General features: G+C 71.2%; 17 protein-coding genes and 1 riboswitch. Of the genes, 12 read left to right on the forward strand and 5 right to left on the reverse strand.

Annotated features, from left to right (window positions below; all coding sequences use genetic code 11):
• Positions 1 to 236 precede the first annotated feature (236 nt).
• The 3 genes from ACZ6S6_RS28035 (at position 237) to ACZ6S6_RS28045 (ending at position 2167) form a co-directional block, all read left to right on the forward strand.
• On the forward strand, positions 237 to 872 hold the full coding sequence (locus tag ACZ6S6_RS28035; protein ID WP_469707311.1) for an ATP-dependent Clp protease proteolytic subunit: 636 nt from the start codon (positions 237 to 239) through the stop codon (positions 870 to 872).
• 7 nt (positions 873 to 879) lie between these two features.
• Positions 880 to 1188 (forward strand): hypothetical protein, encoded by a 309-nt coding sequence (locus tag ACZ6S6_RS28040; protein ID WP_469707313.1) that lies wholly within the window; start codon positions 880 to 882, stop codon positions 1186 to 1188.
• A 329-nt stretch (positions 1189 to 1517) separates the two neighbouring features.
• Positions 1518 to 1690: riboswitch (cyclic di-AMP (ydaO/yuaA leader) on the forward strand.
• 3 nt (positions 1691 to 1693) lie between these two features.
• Complete coding sequence (locus ACZ6S6_RS28045; protein ID WP_362956598.1) at positions 1694 to 2167, forward strand: C40 family peptidase; 474 nt, start codon at positions 1694 to 1696, stop codon at positions 2165 to 2167.
• A gap of 34 nt (positions 2168 to 2201) precedes the next feature.
• On the opposite strand, the gene ACZ6S6_RS28050 is transcribed toward ACZ6S6_RS28045, so the two are convergent.
• Positions 2202 to 2855, reverse strand: a complete 654-nt coding sequence (locus ACZ6S6_RS28050; protein WP_362956595.1) for a LysE family translocator — start codon at positions 2853 to 2855, stop codon at positions 2202 to 2204.
• 73 nt (positions 2856 to 2928) lie between these two features.
• Here ACZ6S6_RS28050 and ACZ6S6_RS28055 point away from each other — a divergent pair, with 73 nt between their 5' ends.
• Positions 2929 to 3846, forward strand: a complete 918-nt coding sequence (locus ACZ6S6_RS28055) for a LysR family transcriptional regulator (protein ID WP_362956592.1) — start codon at positions 2929 to 2931, stop codon at positions 3844 to 3846.
• Positions 3847 to 3871: 25 nt separating this feature from the next.
• Here ACZ6S6_RS28055 and ACZ6S6_RS28060 read toward each other — a convergent pair whose 3' ends face one another.
• Positions 3872 to 4303: an ATP-binding protein gene (locus ACZ6S6_RS28060; protein ID WP_469707316.1), complete on the reverse strand. Its 432-nt coding sequence runs from the start codon at positions 4301 to 4303 to the stop codon at positions 3872 to 3874.
• A gap of 205 nt (positions 4304 to 4508) precedes the next feature.
• On the opposite strand from ACZ6S6_RS28060, the gene ACZ6S6_RS28065 reads away from it, so the two are divergent.
• The gene (locus ACZ6S6_RS28065) at positions 4509 to 5369 is read left to right on the forward strand and encodes a helix-turn-helix domain-containing protein (RefSeq protein ID WP_362956587.1); all 861 of its coding nucleotides are present in this window, start codon (positions 4509 to 4511) and stop codon (positions 5367 to 5369) included.
• Between the two features lie 25 nt (positions 5370 to 5394).
• Positions 5395 to 5601 carry a DUF397 domain-containing protein gene (locus ACZ6S6_RS28070; protein ID WP_362956584.1) on the forward strand — a complete coding sequence of 69 codons (207 nt, stop codon included), beginning with the start codon at positions 5395 to 5397 and terminating at the stop codon, positions 5599 to 5601.
• A gap of 45 nt (positions 5602 to 5646) precedes the next feature.
• On the opposite strand, the gene ACZ6S6_RS28075 is transcribed toward ACZ6S6_RS28070, so the two are convergent.
• Complete coding sequence (locus ACZ6S6_RS28075; RefSeq protein WP_469707319.1) at positions 5647 to 6789, reverse strand: 8-amino-7-oxononanoate synthase; 1143 nt, start codon at positions 6787 to 6789, stop codon at positions 5647 to 5649.
• Positions 6790 to 6931: 142 nt separating this feature from the next.
• Here ACZ6S6_RS28075 and bioB point away from each other — a divergent pair, with 142 nt between their 5' ends.
• From bioB to ACZ6S6_RS28095, 4 genes are all read left to right on the forward strand, one after another.
• The gene (gene bioB, locus ACZ6S6_RS28080; protein ID WP_469707321.1) at positions 6932 to 8125 is read left to right on the forward strand and encodes a biotin synthase BioB; all 1194 of its coding nucleotides are present in this window, start codon (positions 6932 to 6934) and stop codon (positions 8123 to 8125) included.
• The gene (locus tag ACZ6S6_RS28085) at positions 8118 to 9422 is read left to right on the forward strand and encodes an adenosylmethionine--8-amino-7-oxononanoate transaminase (RefSeq protein ID WP_362956576.1); all 1305 of its coding nucleotides are present in this window, start codon (positions 8118 to 8120) and stop codon (positions 9420 to 9422) included. Before bioB ends, ACZ6S6_RS28085 begins: the two co-directional genes overlap by 8 nt.
• A 1-nt stretch (position 9423) precedes the next feature.
• Positions 9424 to 10113, forward strand: coding sequence for a dethiobiotin synthase (gene bioD / locus ACZ6S6_RS28090; RefSeq protein ID WP_362956573.1), 690 nt, complete (start codon positions 9424 to 9426; stop codon positions 10111 to 10113).
• Positions 10114 to 10216: 103 nt separating this feature from the next.
• Positions 10217 to 10921 (forward strand): class I SAM-dependent methyltransferase, encoded by a 705-nt coding sequence (locus ACZ6S6_RS28095; RefSeq protein ID WP_469707323.1) that lies wholly within the window; start codon positions 10217 to 10219, stop codon positions 10919 to 10921.
• A gap of 110 nt (positions 10922 to 11031) precedes the next feature.
• Here the strand turns inward: ACZ6S6_RS28095 and ACZ6S6_RS28100 are convergent, their stop codons facing one another.
• Together ACZ6S6_RS28100 and ACZ6S6_RS28105 are read right to left on the reverse strand one after the other, a co-directional pair.
• Positions 11032 to 11403 (reverse strand): fic family toxin-antitoxin system, toxin component, encoded by a 372-nt coding sequence (locus ACZ6S6_RS28100; protein WP_311313678.1) that lies wholly within the window; start codon positions 11401 to 11403, stop codon positions 11032 to 11034.
• Complete coding sequence (locus tag ACZ6S6_RS28105) at positions 11400 to 11627, reverse strand: hypothetical protein (RefSeq protein WP_030921856.1); 228 nt, start codon at positions 11625 to 11627, stop codon at positions 11400 to 11402. The genes ACZ6S6_RS28100 and ACZ6S6_RS28105 overlap by 4 nt, the downstream gene beginning before the upstream one ends.
• A gap of 385 nt (positions 11628 to 12012) precedes the next feature.
• Between ACZ6S6_RS28105 and ACZ6S6_RS28110 the strand changes: the two genes are divergently transcribed.
• Together ACZ6S6_RS28110 and ACZ6S6_RS28115 are read left to right on the forward strand one after the other, a co-directional pair.
• Positions 12013 to 13293: a cytochrome P450 gene (locus tag ACZ6S6_RS28110; RefSeq protein WP_362956567.1), complete on the forward strand. Its 1281-nt coding sequence runs from the start codon at positions 12013 to 12015 to the stop codon at positions 13291 to 13293.
• An 84-nt stretch (positions 13294 to 13377) separates the two neighbouring features.
• Entirely contained in the window at positions 13378 to 13803 is a 426-nt protein-coding gene (locus ACZ6S6_RS28115) for a GNAT family N-acetyltransferase (RefSeq protein WP_362956564.1), read from the forward strand.
• The last annotated feature ends 74 nt before the right edge of the window (positions 13804 to 13877 follow it).

A 13877-nucleotide genomic window follows, 5' to 3' on the forward strand; every position in this document is an offset into this window, starting at 1 on the left:
GACCAGCCCCGCACTCTCAGTAACGTCCACTACACACTGAGAGTCACCAAACACCCTGCCTGACCTGCAAGAACGTACTAAATCACCGGCATTGCTCTGACCTGGTCCTTTTAGTGGATCACCAGATTACGTCGCTCTCCCATCACAAACTTCTGTACGTCCTGTACATTTCTCGCAGAAGCGTGCGCAGGGCGCCCTCACGGACCCCTGCGCGCCCCGGAGGAGAGGTCTTCGCCATGCACCGCCCCGCCGCCCGCTACGTACTGCCCGAGTTCACCGAGCGCACGTCCCAGGGGACCCGCACGCTCGACCCGTACTCCAAGCTCCTGGCCGAACGGGTCGTCTTCCTGGGCACACCGGTCGACGACGTCGCGGCCAACGACCTGGTCGCCCAGTTCATGTACCTGGAACACAACGAACCCGACCGGCCCATCCAGCTCTACATCAACTCCCCCGGCGGCTCGTTCGGGGCCATGACCGCCGTCTACGACACGATGGAGTTCCTCACCTGCGAGGTGGAGACCTTCTGCCTCGGCCAGGCGGGCGCCGCAGCGGCCGTACTGCTGGCCGCGGGAGCCCCGGGCCGGCGGCACGCGCTGCCCGGCGCACGGGTCGTGCTGCAGCAGCCGGAACTCGCCGAACCGGTGCAGGGGCAGCCGTCCGATCTGGAGATCGAGGCCCGGGAACTGGCCAGGATGCGCGAGACGCTGACGAGCATGCTGGTCCGCCACACCGGCCGCTCCGCCGAACAGGTCACCGCCGACACCGAGCGCGATCTCATCCTCGACGCCGAGGGCGCCAAGACCTATGGGCTGATCGACCACATCGTGCGGAGCCGGGGGCCCGCGCTGCCGCCGCCCGCCGCGCGGTGAACCCCCGATGCAGCCACCGGAGTTCCCGCCGCTGCCCGCCCTGACCCGCGCGGAGGGCGAGTTCATCGACCGCTATCTGCAAGTCGTCGACCAGGTGGGCCGGACCAATCCGGCCCGCGCCGACGACACCTACCGGGCCCTGCGCGCCGCGCAGGCACTCGCCTCGCACGCGGCGGCGCTGCGGGACGCGCTCACGTTGATGCACGAGCGGGGTGAAGCCCGGATCCACTCCACCACGTTGACGCGGGCGCTACGGGTACTGGACGGCGAGCGCCGCGCCGGGCGGGTCACCGTGCCGCCGGCCCAGACGAGTTGATCAACTCCCTTGCGCCGACACGCCCGACGGGTGGACCGAATTATCTCGCTCGTTCGGCGTAGGTGATACCTCGCACGAGGGACAGCTCAACTTGCGCTTCCGAGATGGACTATGGGTGAAATCTCCCCTTCCGCCGCTGGTACGGCACCGGCGGGGGAGGTCCACCGACTCCACGAATGGCCCTCTGTCCACCCGAACGGGCCAGCCGTGACGAGCCTCACATATCACCGTTTCACCTCGGAAATCCGGCGTTCGGTGAGTCAAGATCCCTGGGACGACAAGCCCCCGCCACCGCGGCGGGGCGGTCCGGGCGGACGCCGAGTCCTGCCGCTGTCCGGATGCCTGGTCGACAGGAGTGGATCGGCAGGAGTGGAGGACCCGAGCACAACGGGCCGACCGGACCTCCGGTTGTCCCTCGGGGTGAAGCCGCCTTGTGCGGCCGGGCAACTTCGCCAGCCCGAACCCGACAGGTCATCCTTCACAGGCGGCTGACGAAGGGTTGCGCATGAGTGCGCAGGTTCATGTCCCGTCTCTGCTCGGCCGGGCCGCCACGGCCTCGGCCATGACTCTCGCCGCCGTCGGCGGCACGCTGTTCGTCCCCGGCGCCGTGACCGACGCCCAGGCCGCGACTCATTCGATGAAGGCGCTCAACATCGCCGCGTCGAAGAAGGGATCGCCGTACCGGTGGGGCGCAAGCGGCCCCAGCCGTTTCGACTGTTCGGGGCTGACGCTGTACTCGTTCAAGAAGGCGGGCAAGAAGCTCCCGCGCACGGCCCAGCAGCAGTACAACAAGACCCGCCACATCTCGGCCTCGAAGCGGCAACGCGGCGATCTGGTCTTCTTCCACTCCGGCCGCAGCGTCTTCCACGTGGGCATCTACGCGGGCAGCGGCAAGATCTGGCACTCGCCGAAGACCGGCGCCGTGGTGCGGCTGGAGAAGATCTGGACGAAGAGCGTCTACTACGGGCGGGTCAGCTGACGCCGCCGCCCCGCCACCGGATCCACACCTGAGATCAGTGCAGCAGGGTGCCGGTCACCAGCACCGCCCCGAGTGCGGTGAGCGCCACGCCGCTGCCGCCCTCGATCGCGCGGGCGGTGCGCGGCCGGCGCAGCCACCGGCCCAGGCGGTCCACCAGGAGCGCCACGGCCGGAAACCAGATCAGCGCGAGCAGCACGACGATCGCGGCGAGCAGCAGTGTCCTGGGCAGCGGGTGGGCCCCGGCGGGGACGAACTGCGGAAGCAGGCTGAGGAAGAGCACCGGCGCCTTGGGGTTAAGGGCGTTGGTCAGAAAGCCCTGGCGCAGTGCGCGTCGGGTCCCGATGGCGGCCTGCCCGCCGTCCGGCCGGTCCACCGCGGCTTCGGCGGCGTGCGCCCGCCCGTCGCGGCGCCGGGCGGCGCGCAGCGCGCTGACGCCCAGGTAGAGCACGTACGCCCCGCCTAGGAGCTGAACCGTACGGAACAGCACCGGCACCGCCACCAGCACGGCGGCCAGTCCGGCGACGGCGAGCGCGGTGTGGACGAGCAGGCCCCCGGCGACGCCGAGCGCGGTCGCCACCCCCGCCGACCGCGAGGCGAGAGCGTTGCGTACGACGACGGTGAAATCCGCTCCGGGCAGCGCGACCATGGCGGCGGCGACTCCGAGGAAGGCGGTCAGTTGGGCGTCCATGGGCTCCACATTGGACCCGAACGGCCTTTAGCATGTACTTGCAATCTTGTGGGTCTGCCAAAAGGAATGCTTAATGTACGACCCGACGCGGCTCGCGGCGCTGGTGGCGGTCGCCGAGGCCGGTTCGATCACCAGGGCCGCCGCCCGCCTGGGCTACACCGCCCCCGCGCTCTCCCAGCAGCTCGCCAAGCTGGAGCGGGAGGCCGGTGCCGCGCTGCTGGTCCGGCACCACCGGGGCGCCCGTCTCACCGCCGCGGGCGAGCTGCTCGCCGGCCGGGCCCGGCGGGTCCTGGACGAGATGGACCAGGCCCGCCACGAGCTGGCCCGACTGGCCGGGCTCTCCGGCGGGCGCCTGCGCGTCGGCACCTTCACCACGGCCGGCATCCATCTGCTGCCTCCCGTGCTGAGTGCCTTCCGCCGGGCGCACCCGGATGTGGAGCTGGTCGTCACGGAGTACGAGCCGCCGGGCGGGGTCGCGGCGGTGGCGGCGGGCGAGGTCGATCTCGCGCTGACGCACGCGTACGAACCGGCCGCCGCGACGCCGCTGCCCTCGGGCGTCAGTGCCGAGCCCCTGCTGGTCGAGGAACTGGTGCTGATCACCGCCGTCGGGCAGGTCCTGGCCGACGGCAGCGGGCGGCTTCCGGTGACGGATCTGGCGGGCCGGCCGCTGATCAGCAGCGCGCCCACGCATCCGCCGCGCCGCGGGGTGGAGAACGCGCTGGCCGAGGCGGGCGCTCTGCCCGCGGTGGTCTGCGAGTCGCCGGGCTACGCGCTGGTGTGCGCCCTGGTCAGCGCGGGCATCGGGATCGCGGTGGTTCCCGAGATGGTCGCGGCGATGTCACCGACGCCGCTGTCCGTGCGGAGGCTGGAGCCCGCCGCGTTCCGCCGGACGATCTCGGTGGTGCACCGCGGTGACCGGTCGAGCGCCGCGGCGGCGACCCTGCGGGCCCTGTTGCGCAGCGGATTCGGCCGGGCCGCCGCGCCGCAGTGACCCGGACCGCGGGGCACGGGTCCGGTCAGCCCTGGACGGGGACGTTCCAGGGGAGGGCGATCCAGACGGTCTTGCCGCCCTCGGCGGTGGGTGTGACGGTCAGCCGGCCACCGTACTCCTTGGCCAGGGAGCGGATGATCACCATGCCGCGCCCATTGTCCTGCTGGACGGCGGCGGGCAGCCGCTGGGGCCAGCGGGGGTGACTGTCCGTCACCCCGAGGTACAGCTGCTCCTCGCGCTCCAGCCGTAGATCCACGGTGAAGGTGGGCGACTGGCCGAACGTGTGCTGCACCGCGTTGGTCGCGAGCTCCGAGACGATCAGCCGGATGGTGTCCGCGGCCTCGTTCCCGTCGGGCAGTCCCCATTCGGCCAGTACCCGGGCCACATACCTCCGGGCCGCGGAGACCGAGACCGGCTCGCTCGGCAGAGTGACGCTTGCCTCTTGATGGTCCGCCATGGCCGGCCGCCCCTTTCCCACCCGGAACCGACCCGCGATCGGTCCGTGCTGTGCTTCGCGCCAGATTGCCATTGATGCTGCCCTCTGTGACGACGATCCACCAAGATATGCATATATCTGTCGCTCAAAGCGGTGAACTCTTCGCTGGATACCGTGCGGGAGCGGCACACTGTCCGCTCGGCAGCGAGTGGGAGGGAGGCACCACATGCAGCACGGCCCTGCGGTGCGACGCCGCAAGCTCGGGGAGGAGCTGCGGAGTCTGCGCCATACGTCCGGACTCACCAGCCGGGAGGCCGCGCAACTGCTCGGCTGGCACCAGTCGAAGGTGAGCCGGATCGAGACGGGTGTCAGTGGGGTGCGGCCGGCGGACGTCACCCGGCTGCTGGACGCGTACGCCGTGGACGACCCGCAGTTGCGGGAGGTTCTGGAGGCGCTCGCCGGTTCGGCGGGCGGGGGCGGCGCGGGCTGGTGGCATGCCTACCGCGGCCTCATCCCGCCCCAGTACCGCGACTTCATCAGTTTGGAGTCACAGGCGCGCACCGCTCGCACGCTGGAGACCTCGGTGGTGCCTGGCCTGTTGCAGACCGCCGACTACGCACGGGCGGTGACCCGGGCCTCTCTGGACGGGCTGCCGGCCGGCCAGCTGGACTCGCTGGTGGAGGTGCGGCTCGCCCGGCAGGGGGTGCTCCGGTGCGATCCGCCGCTGAGGCTGAGCGCGGTGCTCGACGAGGCGGTGCTGAGGCGCGCGGTCGGCGGCAGGCGGGTGATGAGGGAGCAATTGCGCCATCTCGTCCGGCTGGCTCAACTTCCTCATGTGCAACTCCAGTTGCTGCCCTTCACGGTGGGCGGCTATGTCGGCCTCACCGGGCCTTTCGTTATCTTCTCATTTCCGAGCACTTCTGATCTGGATGTGGTCGTTCTTGACCATTTGACGAGTAGCCTCTACTTGGAGCGGAAAGAAGACCTTGAGGCGTACAGCTCGGCCTTCCGCACTCTGCAGGCGCACGCGCTGTCGCCGGAGCACTCGTTGGACCTGATCGCCGCGATCGACCGCGCCGGTCAGTAACTACGGACTGCCCGAGGGGGGCGTCATGTCGGATTGCCTCGCACAGAACGCGTTACGTTGGCGGCGCAGCAGCCGCAGCACGGGAATGAACAACTGCGTGGAGGCCGCGCCGTTCGGCGGCAGGCGGCTGGCCGTGCGCGACTCCAAGGACGTGTCCAGGCCACCGCTCCAGTTCTCGTCAGCGGCCTGGACCTCCTTCGTCTCCGGTCTGAGCCTCGGCTCGGTCCGCTGACGCGGCGGCGGACCGGTCACGGCGCCGGAGGACGGCCGTGCCGTCTCAGGCGTCCGGAGCGGTCCGCCGTACGGTCGCGACCGCGGTCGCGATCTGCTCGTCCGTCAGGTCTGCGCGTGCCGTCAGCCGCAGCCGGGAGATGCCGTCCGGTACCGAGGGCGGCCGGAAGCACCCGACCGCCATACCGGCCGTACGGCAGTCGGCCGCCCAGCGGACCGCGGCGTCGGCCGACGGCGCGCGTACCGAGACCACGGCCGCGTCGGGCCGTACGGCGGTCAGACCGGCCGCGGTCAGCTGTCCGTACAGCGCGGTGGCCACCGCGCGGGCCCGGCCCGCCCGCTCCGGTTCGCGGCGCAGCAGCCGCAGGCTGCCCAGGGCGGCGCCGGCGGCGGCGGGGGCGAGTCCGGTGTCGAAGATGAACGTGCGCGCGGTGTTGATCAGGTGGTCGATGACACGGGCGGGGCCGAGGACCGCGCCGCCCTGGCTGCCCAGGGACTTGGAGAGGGTGAGCGTGGCGACGACACCGTCGCCGCCCGCGAGGCCGGCGGCCGCGAGCGCGCCGCGACCGCCCTCCCCGAGCACCCCCAGACCGTGCGCGTCGTCGACGAGCAGCGCGGCGTCCTCGTCACGGCAGACCTCCGCCAGGGCGGCCAGCGGCGCGGCGTCGCCGTCGACGGAGAAGACCGAGTCGGTGACCGCCAGCGCCCTGCCGTCGTGTGCGTGCAGGGACTTGCGCACGGCGTCGGGGTCGGCGTGCGGCACGACGGCGGTCTCGGCCCGGGAGAGCCGGCAGCCGTCGACGATCGAGGCGTGATTACCGGCGTCCGACACGATCAGGGAACCCCGTCCGGTGAGCGCGGTGAGAGCGGCGAGGTTGGCCGCGTAGCCGGAGGACAGCACGAGGGCCGCCTCGAAACCGCAGAAATCGGCCAGTTCCCGTTCGAGCTCGGCGTGCAGCGCGGTGGAACCGGTGACCAGGCGGGATCCGGTGGCCCCCGCACCCCAGCGGTGCGCCGCGTCGGCCGCTGCCTCGGTCACCTCCGGGTGCCTGGTCAGGCCGAGGTAGTCGTTGCTCGCGAGATCCAGCAGTTCCGTCTCGGCGGGCCTGGGCCGGAGCGTCCGGACGAGCCCGGTGTCCGCACGGCGGCGCGCCTCGTCGTCGATCCAGTCGAACGGGGCGAACGGCATGGGCGGTCCCTTTTGTAGGCAACTCACAGACCTTAACCGGGGGCGAAGCCGGGCAGGGTGTGGCCATGCACACACCCTCACGCCTCTCTGTTGTCCGGTTCTTCCTTGGCTCGAAGGCGTGCCGTGCGTCAGGATCGTCGCCATGGACCTCCTGAACACGCTGGCGGACAAGGGACTGCGGCGCGAGCTGCCGACCCGTGAAGAAGCGCTCGCCGTACTGGCCACCCCGGACGACGATCTGCTCGACGTGGTGGCCGCGGCCGGAAAGGTGCGCCGCCAGTGGTTCGGGCGGCGCGTGAAGCTGAACTATCTGGTCAATCTGAAGTCTGGGCTCTGCCCCGAGGACTGCTCGTACTGTTCGCAGCGGCTCGGTTCCAAGGCCGAGATCCTCAAGTACACCTGGCTGAAGCCCGACGAGGCGTCGAAGGCGGCCGCCGCCGGGGTGGCGGGCGGCGCCAAGCGCGTCTGTCTGGTGGCCAGCGGCCGGGGTCCGACCGACCGGGACGTCGACCGGGTGTCGCAGACCATCGAGGCGATCAAGGAACAGAACGAGGGCGTCGAGGTCTGCGCCTGCCTCGGTCTGCTCTCCGACGGGCAGGCCGGCCGGCTGCGGTCGGCCGGGGCCGACGCGTACAACCACAACCTCAACACGTCGGAGGCGACGTACGGGGAGATCACCACCACCCACACCTACGCGGACCGGGTGGAGACGGTCCACCAGGCACAGGCGGCAGGTCTCTCCGCGTGCTCGGGGCTGATCGCCGGAATGGGTGAGAGCGACTCCGATCTGGTCGACGTCGTGTTCGCGCTGCGCGAGCTGGACCCCGACTCGGTGCCGGTCAACTTCCTGATCCCGTTCGAGGGGACCCCGCTCGCCAAGGAGTGGAACCTGACTCCGCAGCGCTGCCTGCGGATCCTGGCGATGGTGCGGTTCGTCTGCCCGGATGTGGAGGTGCGGCTCGCGGGCGGACGTGAGGTGCATCTGCGCTCGATGCAGCCGCTCGCCCTGCACCTGGTCAACTCGATCTTCCTGGGCGACTATCTGACGAGCGAGGGCCAGGCCGGGCAGACCGACCTCGACATGATCGCGGACGCCGGTTTCGAGGTCGAGGGAGCGGGTACGACCACGCTCCCCCGGCACCGCGCGGATGCGGGAGCCGGCTGCGGGTCGCACGCGGACGGGTGCGGTTCGCACTCCGGCGGCTGTGCGCCCTGCGGCGACGGTCCGCAGGCGGAGGCCGCTCCCGCGGAACCGGTGGAGGCCTCGGCGGCACGCACGGATCTGGTGGCGGTCCGCCGTCGCGGCGCGGGGACGGATCTCGCACCCAATGCCTGAGCCGCTCTCCCCCGCTGATCTGCGCGCCCTGGACCGGGCCCACGTCTGGCACCCGTACGGCCCGATGCCGGGCCGGCAGGAGCCGCTGGTCGTGGAGTCCGCGTCCGGGGTACGGCTCCGGCTCGCCGAACCGGCCCATGGGCAGCACGAGCTGGTCGACGGCATGTCGTCCTGGTGGTCGGCCGTGCACGGCTACAACCATCCCGTGCTCAACGAGGCGGCCCGCGGCCAGCTGGACCGGATGAGCCATGTGATGTTCGGCGGGCTCACCCATGAGCCCGCCGTACGGCTGGCGGCCCGGCTGGTCGAGATCACCCCGGAACCGTTGCAGCACGTCTTCCTCGCCGACTCCGGCTCGGTCTCGGTCGAGGTCGCCGTGAAGATGTGCCTGCAGTACTGGCGTTCGGCCGGCCGGCCCGCCAAGCAGCGGCTGCTGACCTGGCGCGGCGGGTACCACGGGGACACCTGGCAGCCCATGTCGGTGTGCGACCCCGAGGGCGGGATGCACGAGCTGTGGTCGGGGGCGCTGCCGCGACAGGTCTTCGCGGACGAGCCCCCGGCCGGTTTCGACGCGGAGCCGGATGCCGCGTACGCGACGCATCTGCGGGAACTGATCGCGCACCACGCCGACGAGCTGGCCGCGGTGATCGTGGAGCCTGTGGTGCAGGGGGCCGGCGGGATGCGGTTCCACTCACCGGGCTACCTGCGCGTGCTGCGCGAGGCGTGCGACGCGTACGGCGTGCTGCTGGTGTTCGACGAGATCGCCACCGGATTCGGCCGTACGGGGAAGCTCTTCGCCGCGGAACACGCCGGGGTCTCACCCGATGTGATGTGCGTGGGCAAGGCCCTCACCGGCGGCTACCTGACAATGGCCGCGACGCTGTGCACGACCGAGGTGGCCGAGGGCATCTCGCGCGGCGAGGTCCCGGTGCTCGCCCACGGCCCCACGTTCATGGGCAATCCGCTCGCCTCGGCGGTCGCCTGCGCCTCCATCGACCTGCTCCTCGGCCAGGACTGGGAACAGGAGATCAAGCGGATCGAGGCCGGTCTGCGCGACGGACTGTCCGCCGCGGCCGGACTGCCCGGGGTCCGGGACGTACGGGTGCTCGGCGCCATCGGCGTCGTACAGCTCGATCACGAGGTGGACATGGCGGCCGCGACGCGGGCGGCGGTGCGCGAGGGCGTGTGGCTGCGGCCGTTCCGCGATCTCGTCTACACCATGCCGCCCTACGTGACCGGCGACGACGACGTGGCGCGGATCTGCCGCGCGGTGTGCGCGGCGGCGCGGGAGGGCTGAGATGGGCGTTCTGGTAGTGACGGGTACGGGCACGGAGATCGGCAAGACGATCGTGACCGCGGCCGTGGCGGCGGCCTCGGCGGGCCGCCGCGTGGCCGTGCTCAAACCGGCCCAGACTGGTCTGGCGCCCGGCGAGCCGGGCGACGCCGCCGAGGTCGTGCGGCTGGCCGGCAGCCATGTGACGGCCGTCGAACTGGCCCGTTTCCCCGAGCCGTTGGCGCCCGCCACGGCCGCCAGACGGGCCGGTCTCGCGCCGGTGCGCCCGTACGAAGTGGCCGAGGCGGCCGAGAAGCTGGCGGCCGAGCACGATCTCGTCCTGGTCGAGGGCGCGGGCGGGCTGCTCGTACGGTTCGACGACGACGGGGGCACCCTGGCGGACGCGGCCCGGCTGCTTTCGGCACCGGTCCTGGTGGTGGCGCCCGCCGGGCTCGGCACGCTCAACTCCACGGCCCTGACCGCGGAGGCCCTGCGCGCCCGCGGACTCGACTGCCTCGGGGTGGTGGTCGGCAGCATGCCCGCCGAACCGGATCTGGCGGAGCGCTGCAATCTGACGGACCTCCCGGTGGCCGCGGGAGCGCCGCTGCTGGGCGTGGTCCCGGCGGGTGCGGGATCCCTGCGGCCCGCGGAGTTCCGTGCGCGCGCCGGGAGCTGGCTGGCCGCACAGTTGGGCGGGGTCCGTCCGCCGGGCTGACACGCTGAGCTGAGAGCCGGTATGACACGTTGGGCTGAGAGGCCGGGCCGAGAGCGCGTCATACCGCGTCATGCCGAGAGGTCTGTCATGGAGGAGGTCCGTCATGCGGTTGCGGAGCACGAGGAGTCCCGAGGACGCGGTGCACCACCCCGTCTTCGCCCGCTACTACGCCCGGATGAGTGTGGCCGCGGAGACCACCGCGGGCCTCGCCGGGGTGCGGGCTGAGCTGCTGTCCGGGCTCACGGGGCGGGTCATCGAGATCGGTGCGGGCAACGGTCTCAACTTCACCCACTATCCGCCGACGGTCTCCGAGGTGGTGGCGATCGAACCGGAGCGCACGCTGCGGCAGCTGGCGGTACGGTCCGCGCTCGGCGCCGGAATTCCGGTGGATGTCATGCCGGGTACGGCGGAGGCCCTGCCGGTGGGGGACGAGACGTTCGACGCCGCCGTCCTCTCCCTGGTTCTGTGCACCGTACGGGATGTGCGGCGCTCGCTCGCGGAGGTCCGGCGGGTCCTGCGACCGGGCGGTGAGCTGCGCTTCTTCGAACACGTGCGGGCCGACGACAGGGCCATGGCCGCCACGCAGCGAGTGCTGGACGCGACCTTGTGGCCGGTGCTCACCGGTGGCTGTCACACGTCACGTGACGCGCTGGCCGCGATCGAGGCGGCCGGATTCGTGGTGGGGACGCATCGGGGCATCCGCGTTCCCGAGGCCGGTGTCCGGCTCCCCACGTCCGCCTGCGTGCTGGGCGTGGCGCGGCGGCCCGGCACGCGGCCGGAGGAGCCGGGGCCGGCCGTGGCCCGCTGACCGCGCACGGTCGGCCGGCGCCGTGTCCGTACCGGGTCACGGGCCCAGGCCCCCGCGACCGGGCCCGCTGTCGTCGCGGGGGAACGGTCACGGGAGGTGCGGTCGGCGGCTCACAGGCTCCACTGGCGGAGTTCGTCGGCGATGGCGCGGACGTCCGCCTTGCCCTCCTTGACCAGCAGCGCCAGGTCGCGCACCTGCTCGGGCGAGGTGATGACCTTCAGCCCCGACGCGACGAGATAGCCGTAGGCCACGGCTGAGGCGAACATCGCGTTGGACCGTTCCAGCGCGGGCACGTGCAACAGCAACTGCAGCAGTGAGGCGGCCCGGGAGTGCGGGTCGCTGTAGACGGGGCTGCCGAAGATCTCCGCCTCGTGCCGGGCGACGGCGGCGACGAGTGCGCCCCAGTCGGTGACCTGAGGGTCACCGGGCGTCTTGTGCTCCGCGACCATGAGCAGCCAGGACAGCTGGATCCGGAGATTCAACGGGTACCTTTGCGCTCCGGGCCGAACTCCTCGGCGAACACCGATTCGTACTGCTTCATGAAGTCGGCGGCTGCTTCGACGAAGGTGTGTCCGACCTCGCCGGCATCCTGTTTGACGAGCTCCTCTATGTAGCGGTTCACGCTCATCCCCCTCTGGAGCGCGCGCTGCCGCGCGGCCTCGGCGGTGGCCTCGTCCACTCGAACGTTCAGCTGAGTCTTGGGCACCCCATCACGCTAGCGCGGGATCGCTAGCACCGGCAAGGGGAACCGGCGCGGGCGCCCCCACCCCCGGACCGAAGCCGGATCACGCTCGGCGGGGCGCGGCCCAGGGGGGCGCGTCCCGGCCCGCCCGGCGCATCTCCGCAGGCCGCCGGACTCGTCCACGCAGGCCGGGCCGGACCCATCCCCGCAGGCCCGCCGGGCGCAGGCATCGACGCCCTCACGCCCCTACGGTCGAAAAATGACCGACGGATACCCCACCCGACCGCTCCCTCGTCCGAACAAGTAGTCATAATTCCAGGTCAGGCAGGCGACGTCAGCGCGGTCGGACAAGTCCGGCGTCGAATGCGTGCCAACTGTCCAGATCCCGCGACGACTCATGGAGTGCACATTGAGTACGACGTTCCGTTCTCGTATCACCGCCAGGTTCGGTCGCAGCTACCTGGCCAGGATTCAGAAGCACGGAATCGGGTCCTCCACGATCAGGCTGCTGCCCGAGGATCTGCTGATGCTGCTGCGCAGGGACGGCCTGGATCCGGTCCGGCAACTGGCCGGCACCCGGGCGGACGCTCCGGTGTCCAAGGTCTCGCTGCCGTTCGGCATGGACGCCTGGGTGGTCACCGGGTACGAGGAATCGAAGGCAGTACTCGGATCCGCCGAAGGATTCAGCACGGACTTCGCCCACCTGGCAACGAATGCCGGGATCGCCGCCGCGCAGAGCCCCGGCGGACTCGGGTTCAGCGATCCGCCGGTGCACACGCGGCTGCGGCGCATCCTCACCCCTGAGTTCACGATGCGCCGCCTCCGCCGCCTGGCTCCCCGGATCGACGCCATCGTCGAGGAGCGCCTCGACGCGATGGAGGCCGCGCGGGGCCCGGTCGACCTGGTGCACGAGTTCGCGCTGCCCGTCCCCTCCCTCACCATCTGCGAACTGCTCGGCGTGCCGTACAAGGACCGCGACGACTTCCAGCAACTGGCCATGGACCGCTTCGACCTCTTCGAAGGAACGACCGCGCCCTTCGGCGCCATGTCCGCATCACTGGACTACTTCAGGGAGGTCGTCAGGGCGCAGCGGGCGAAGCCGGGCGACGGCCTGCTCGGCATGATCGTGCGGGAGCACGGCGACAGCGTCGGCGACGAGGAACTCGCCGGCCTCGCCGACGGCGTACTCACCGGCGGGTTCGAGACGACGGCCAGCACGATCGCGCTCGGCTCCCTCGTACTGCTCCAGAACGAGGATGTCCTCACCCGGCTGCGTACGGACGACACCATGACCGTGCCGTTCGTCGAAGAGGTGCTGCGCTACCTCTCCGCCGTACAGATCGCCTTCCCCCGCTTCGCCCGACAGGACATCGAGATAGCCGGGGTCGTCATTCCGCGCGGGGACATGGTGCTCTGCTCCCTGAGCGGCGCCAACCGGGACGAGTCGTACGTCATGGACGACGGCCGCTTCGACCCGCACCGCACCACCCCCGCGGGGCATCTCGCCTTCGGCCACGGCATCCACCGCTGTATCGGCGCCGAACTGGCACGGATGGAACTGCGCTCGGCCTATCCGGCTCTGGCCCGGCGGTTTCCCGGTATGCGGCTCGCTGTGCCGCCGGAGGATCTCGCGTTCCGCAAGCTGTCGATCGTCTACGGCATCGAGTCGCTTCCGGTGCATCTGCGCTGAGGCCGGTGCGGGGGCCCGCCCACGGCGGGTGACCGGGTGGGAATTCGTTCGCCGTACGGAGCGGCATTCTGCTTGGCTCACCCGATGAGCGATCTCCACATCCGTTGCGCCGCCCCCACGGACATCGACGCCGTGCTGCGATTCTGGCGTACGGCGGCAGAAGGTACGAGCATCAGCGACGACCGCGACGGGGTGGGACGACTCGTCGCACGCGACCCCGAGGCCCTGCTCGTCGCGGAGCGCGACGGAGTGCTGGTCGGAACCGTCATCGCCGGTTTCGACGGGTGGCGGTGCTCCGCCTACCGGCTGGCCGTGGCCCCGGACTGCCGCCGGCAAGGCATCGCCACCGCTCTGATGGAAGCGGCGGAACAGCGGTTCGCCGCACTCGGCGGCCGACGCGTCGACGCCATGGTGCTGGAGGCCAACGAGCGCGCGCACCGTACCTGGGACGCGGCCGGCTACCGCCGCGAGGACCACTGGCGACGCTGGGTGAAACCGCTGCGGGGGTGAGGGCCGAGGGCTGAGTCACATGCGGAAGCCGTCGGCACGACTACAGCTTCCACAGCTTCCACGAGCGACTTTGC

The organism is Streptomyces sp. NPDC048671, assembly GCF_055587045.1.

Bases quoted from the DNA above. Each gene is read 5' to 3' on its own strand.
- ACZ6S6_RS28085 (WP_362956576.1), top strand. From the start codon at position 8,118: ATGCCTGAGCCGCTCTCCCCCGCTGATCTGCGCGCCCTGGACCGGGCC.
- ACZ6S6_RS28115 (WP_362956564.1), top strand. From the start codon at position 13,378: ATGAGCGATCTCCACATCCGTTGCGCCGCCCCCACGGACATCGACGCC.
- ACZ6S6_RS28040 (WP_469707313.1), top strand. From the start codon at position 880: ATGCAGCCACCGGAGTTCCCGCCGCTGCCCGCCCTGACCCGCGCGGAG.
- bioB (WP_469707321.1), top strand. From the start codon at position 6,932: ATGGACCTCCTGAACACGCTGGCGGACAAGGGACTGCGGCGCGAGCTG.
- ACZ6S6_RS28070 (WP_362956584.1), top strand. From the start codon at position 5,395: ATGTCGGATTGCCTCGCACAGAACGCGTTACGTTGGCGGCGCAGCAGC.
- ACZ6S6_RS28075 (WP_469707319.1), bottom strand. From the start codon at position 6,789: ATGCCGTTCGCCCCGTTCGACTGGATCGACGACGAGGCGCGCCGCCGT.
- ACZ6S6_RS28045 (WP_362956598.1), top strand. From the start codon at position 1,694: ATGAGTGCGCAGGTTCATGTCCCGTCTCTGCTCGGCCGGGCCGCCACG.
- ACZ6S6_RS28095 (WP_469707323.1), top strand. From the start codon at position 10,217: ATGCGGTTGCGGAGCACGAGGAGTCCCGAGGACGCGGTGCACCACCCC.
- ACZ6S6_RS28060 (WP_469707316.1), bottom strand. From the start codon at position 4,303: ATGGCGGACCATCAAGAGGCAAGCGTCACTCTGCCGAGCGAGCCGGTC.
- ACZ6S6_RS28065 (WP_362956587.1), top strand. From the start codon at position 4,509: ATGCAGCACGGCCCTGCGGTGCGACGCCGCAAGCTCGGGGAGGAGCTG.
- ACZ6S6_RS28035 (WP_469707311.1), top strand. From the start codon at position 237: ATGCACCGCCCCGCCGCCCGCTACGTACTGCCCGAGTTCACCGAGCGC.
- bioD (WP_362956573.1), top strand. From the start codon at position 9,424: ATGGGCGTTCTGGTAGTGACGGGTACGGGCACGGAGATCGGCAAGACG.
- ACZ6S6_RS28050 (WP_362956595.1), bottom strand. From the start codon at position 2,855: ATGGACGCCCAACTGACCGCCTTCCTCGGAGTCGCCGCCGCCATGGTC.
- ACZ6S6_RS28055 (WP_362956592.1), top strand. From the start codon at position 2,929: ATGTACGACCCGACGCGGCTCGCGGCGCTGGTGGCGGTCGCCGAGGCC.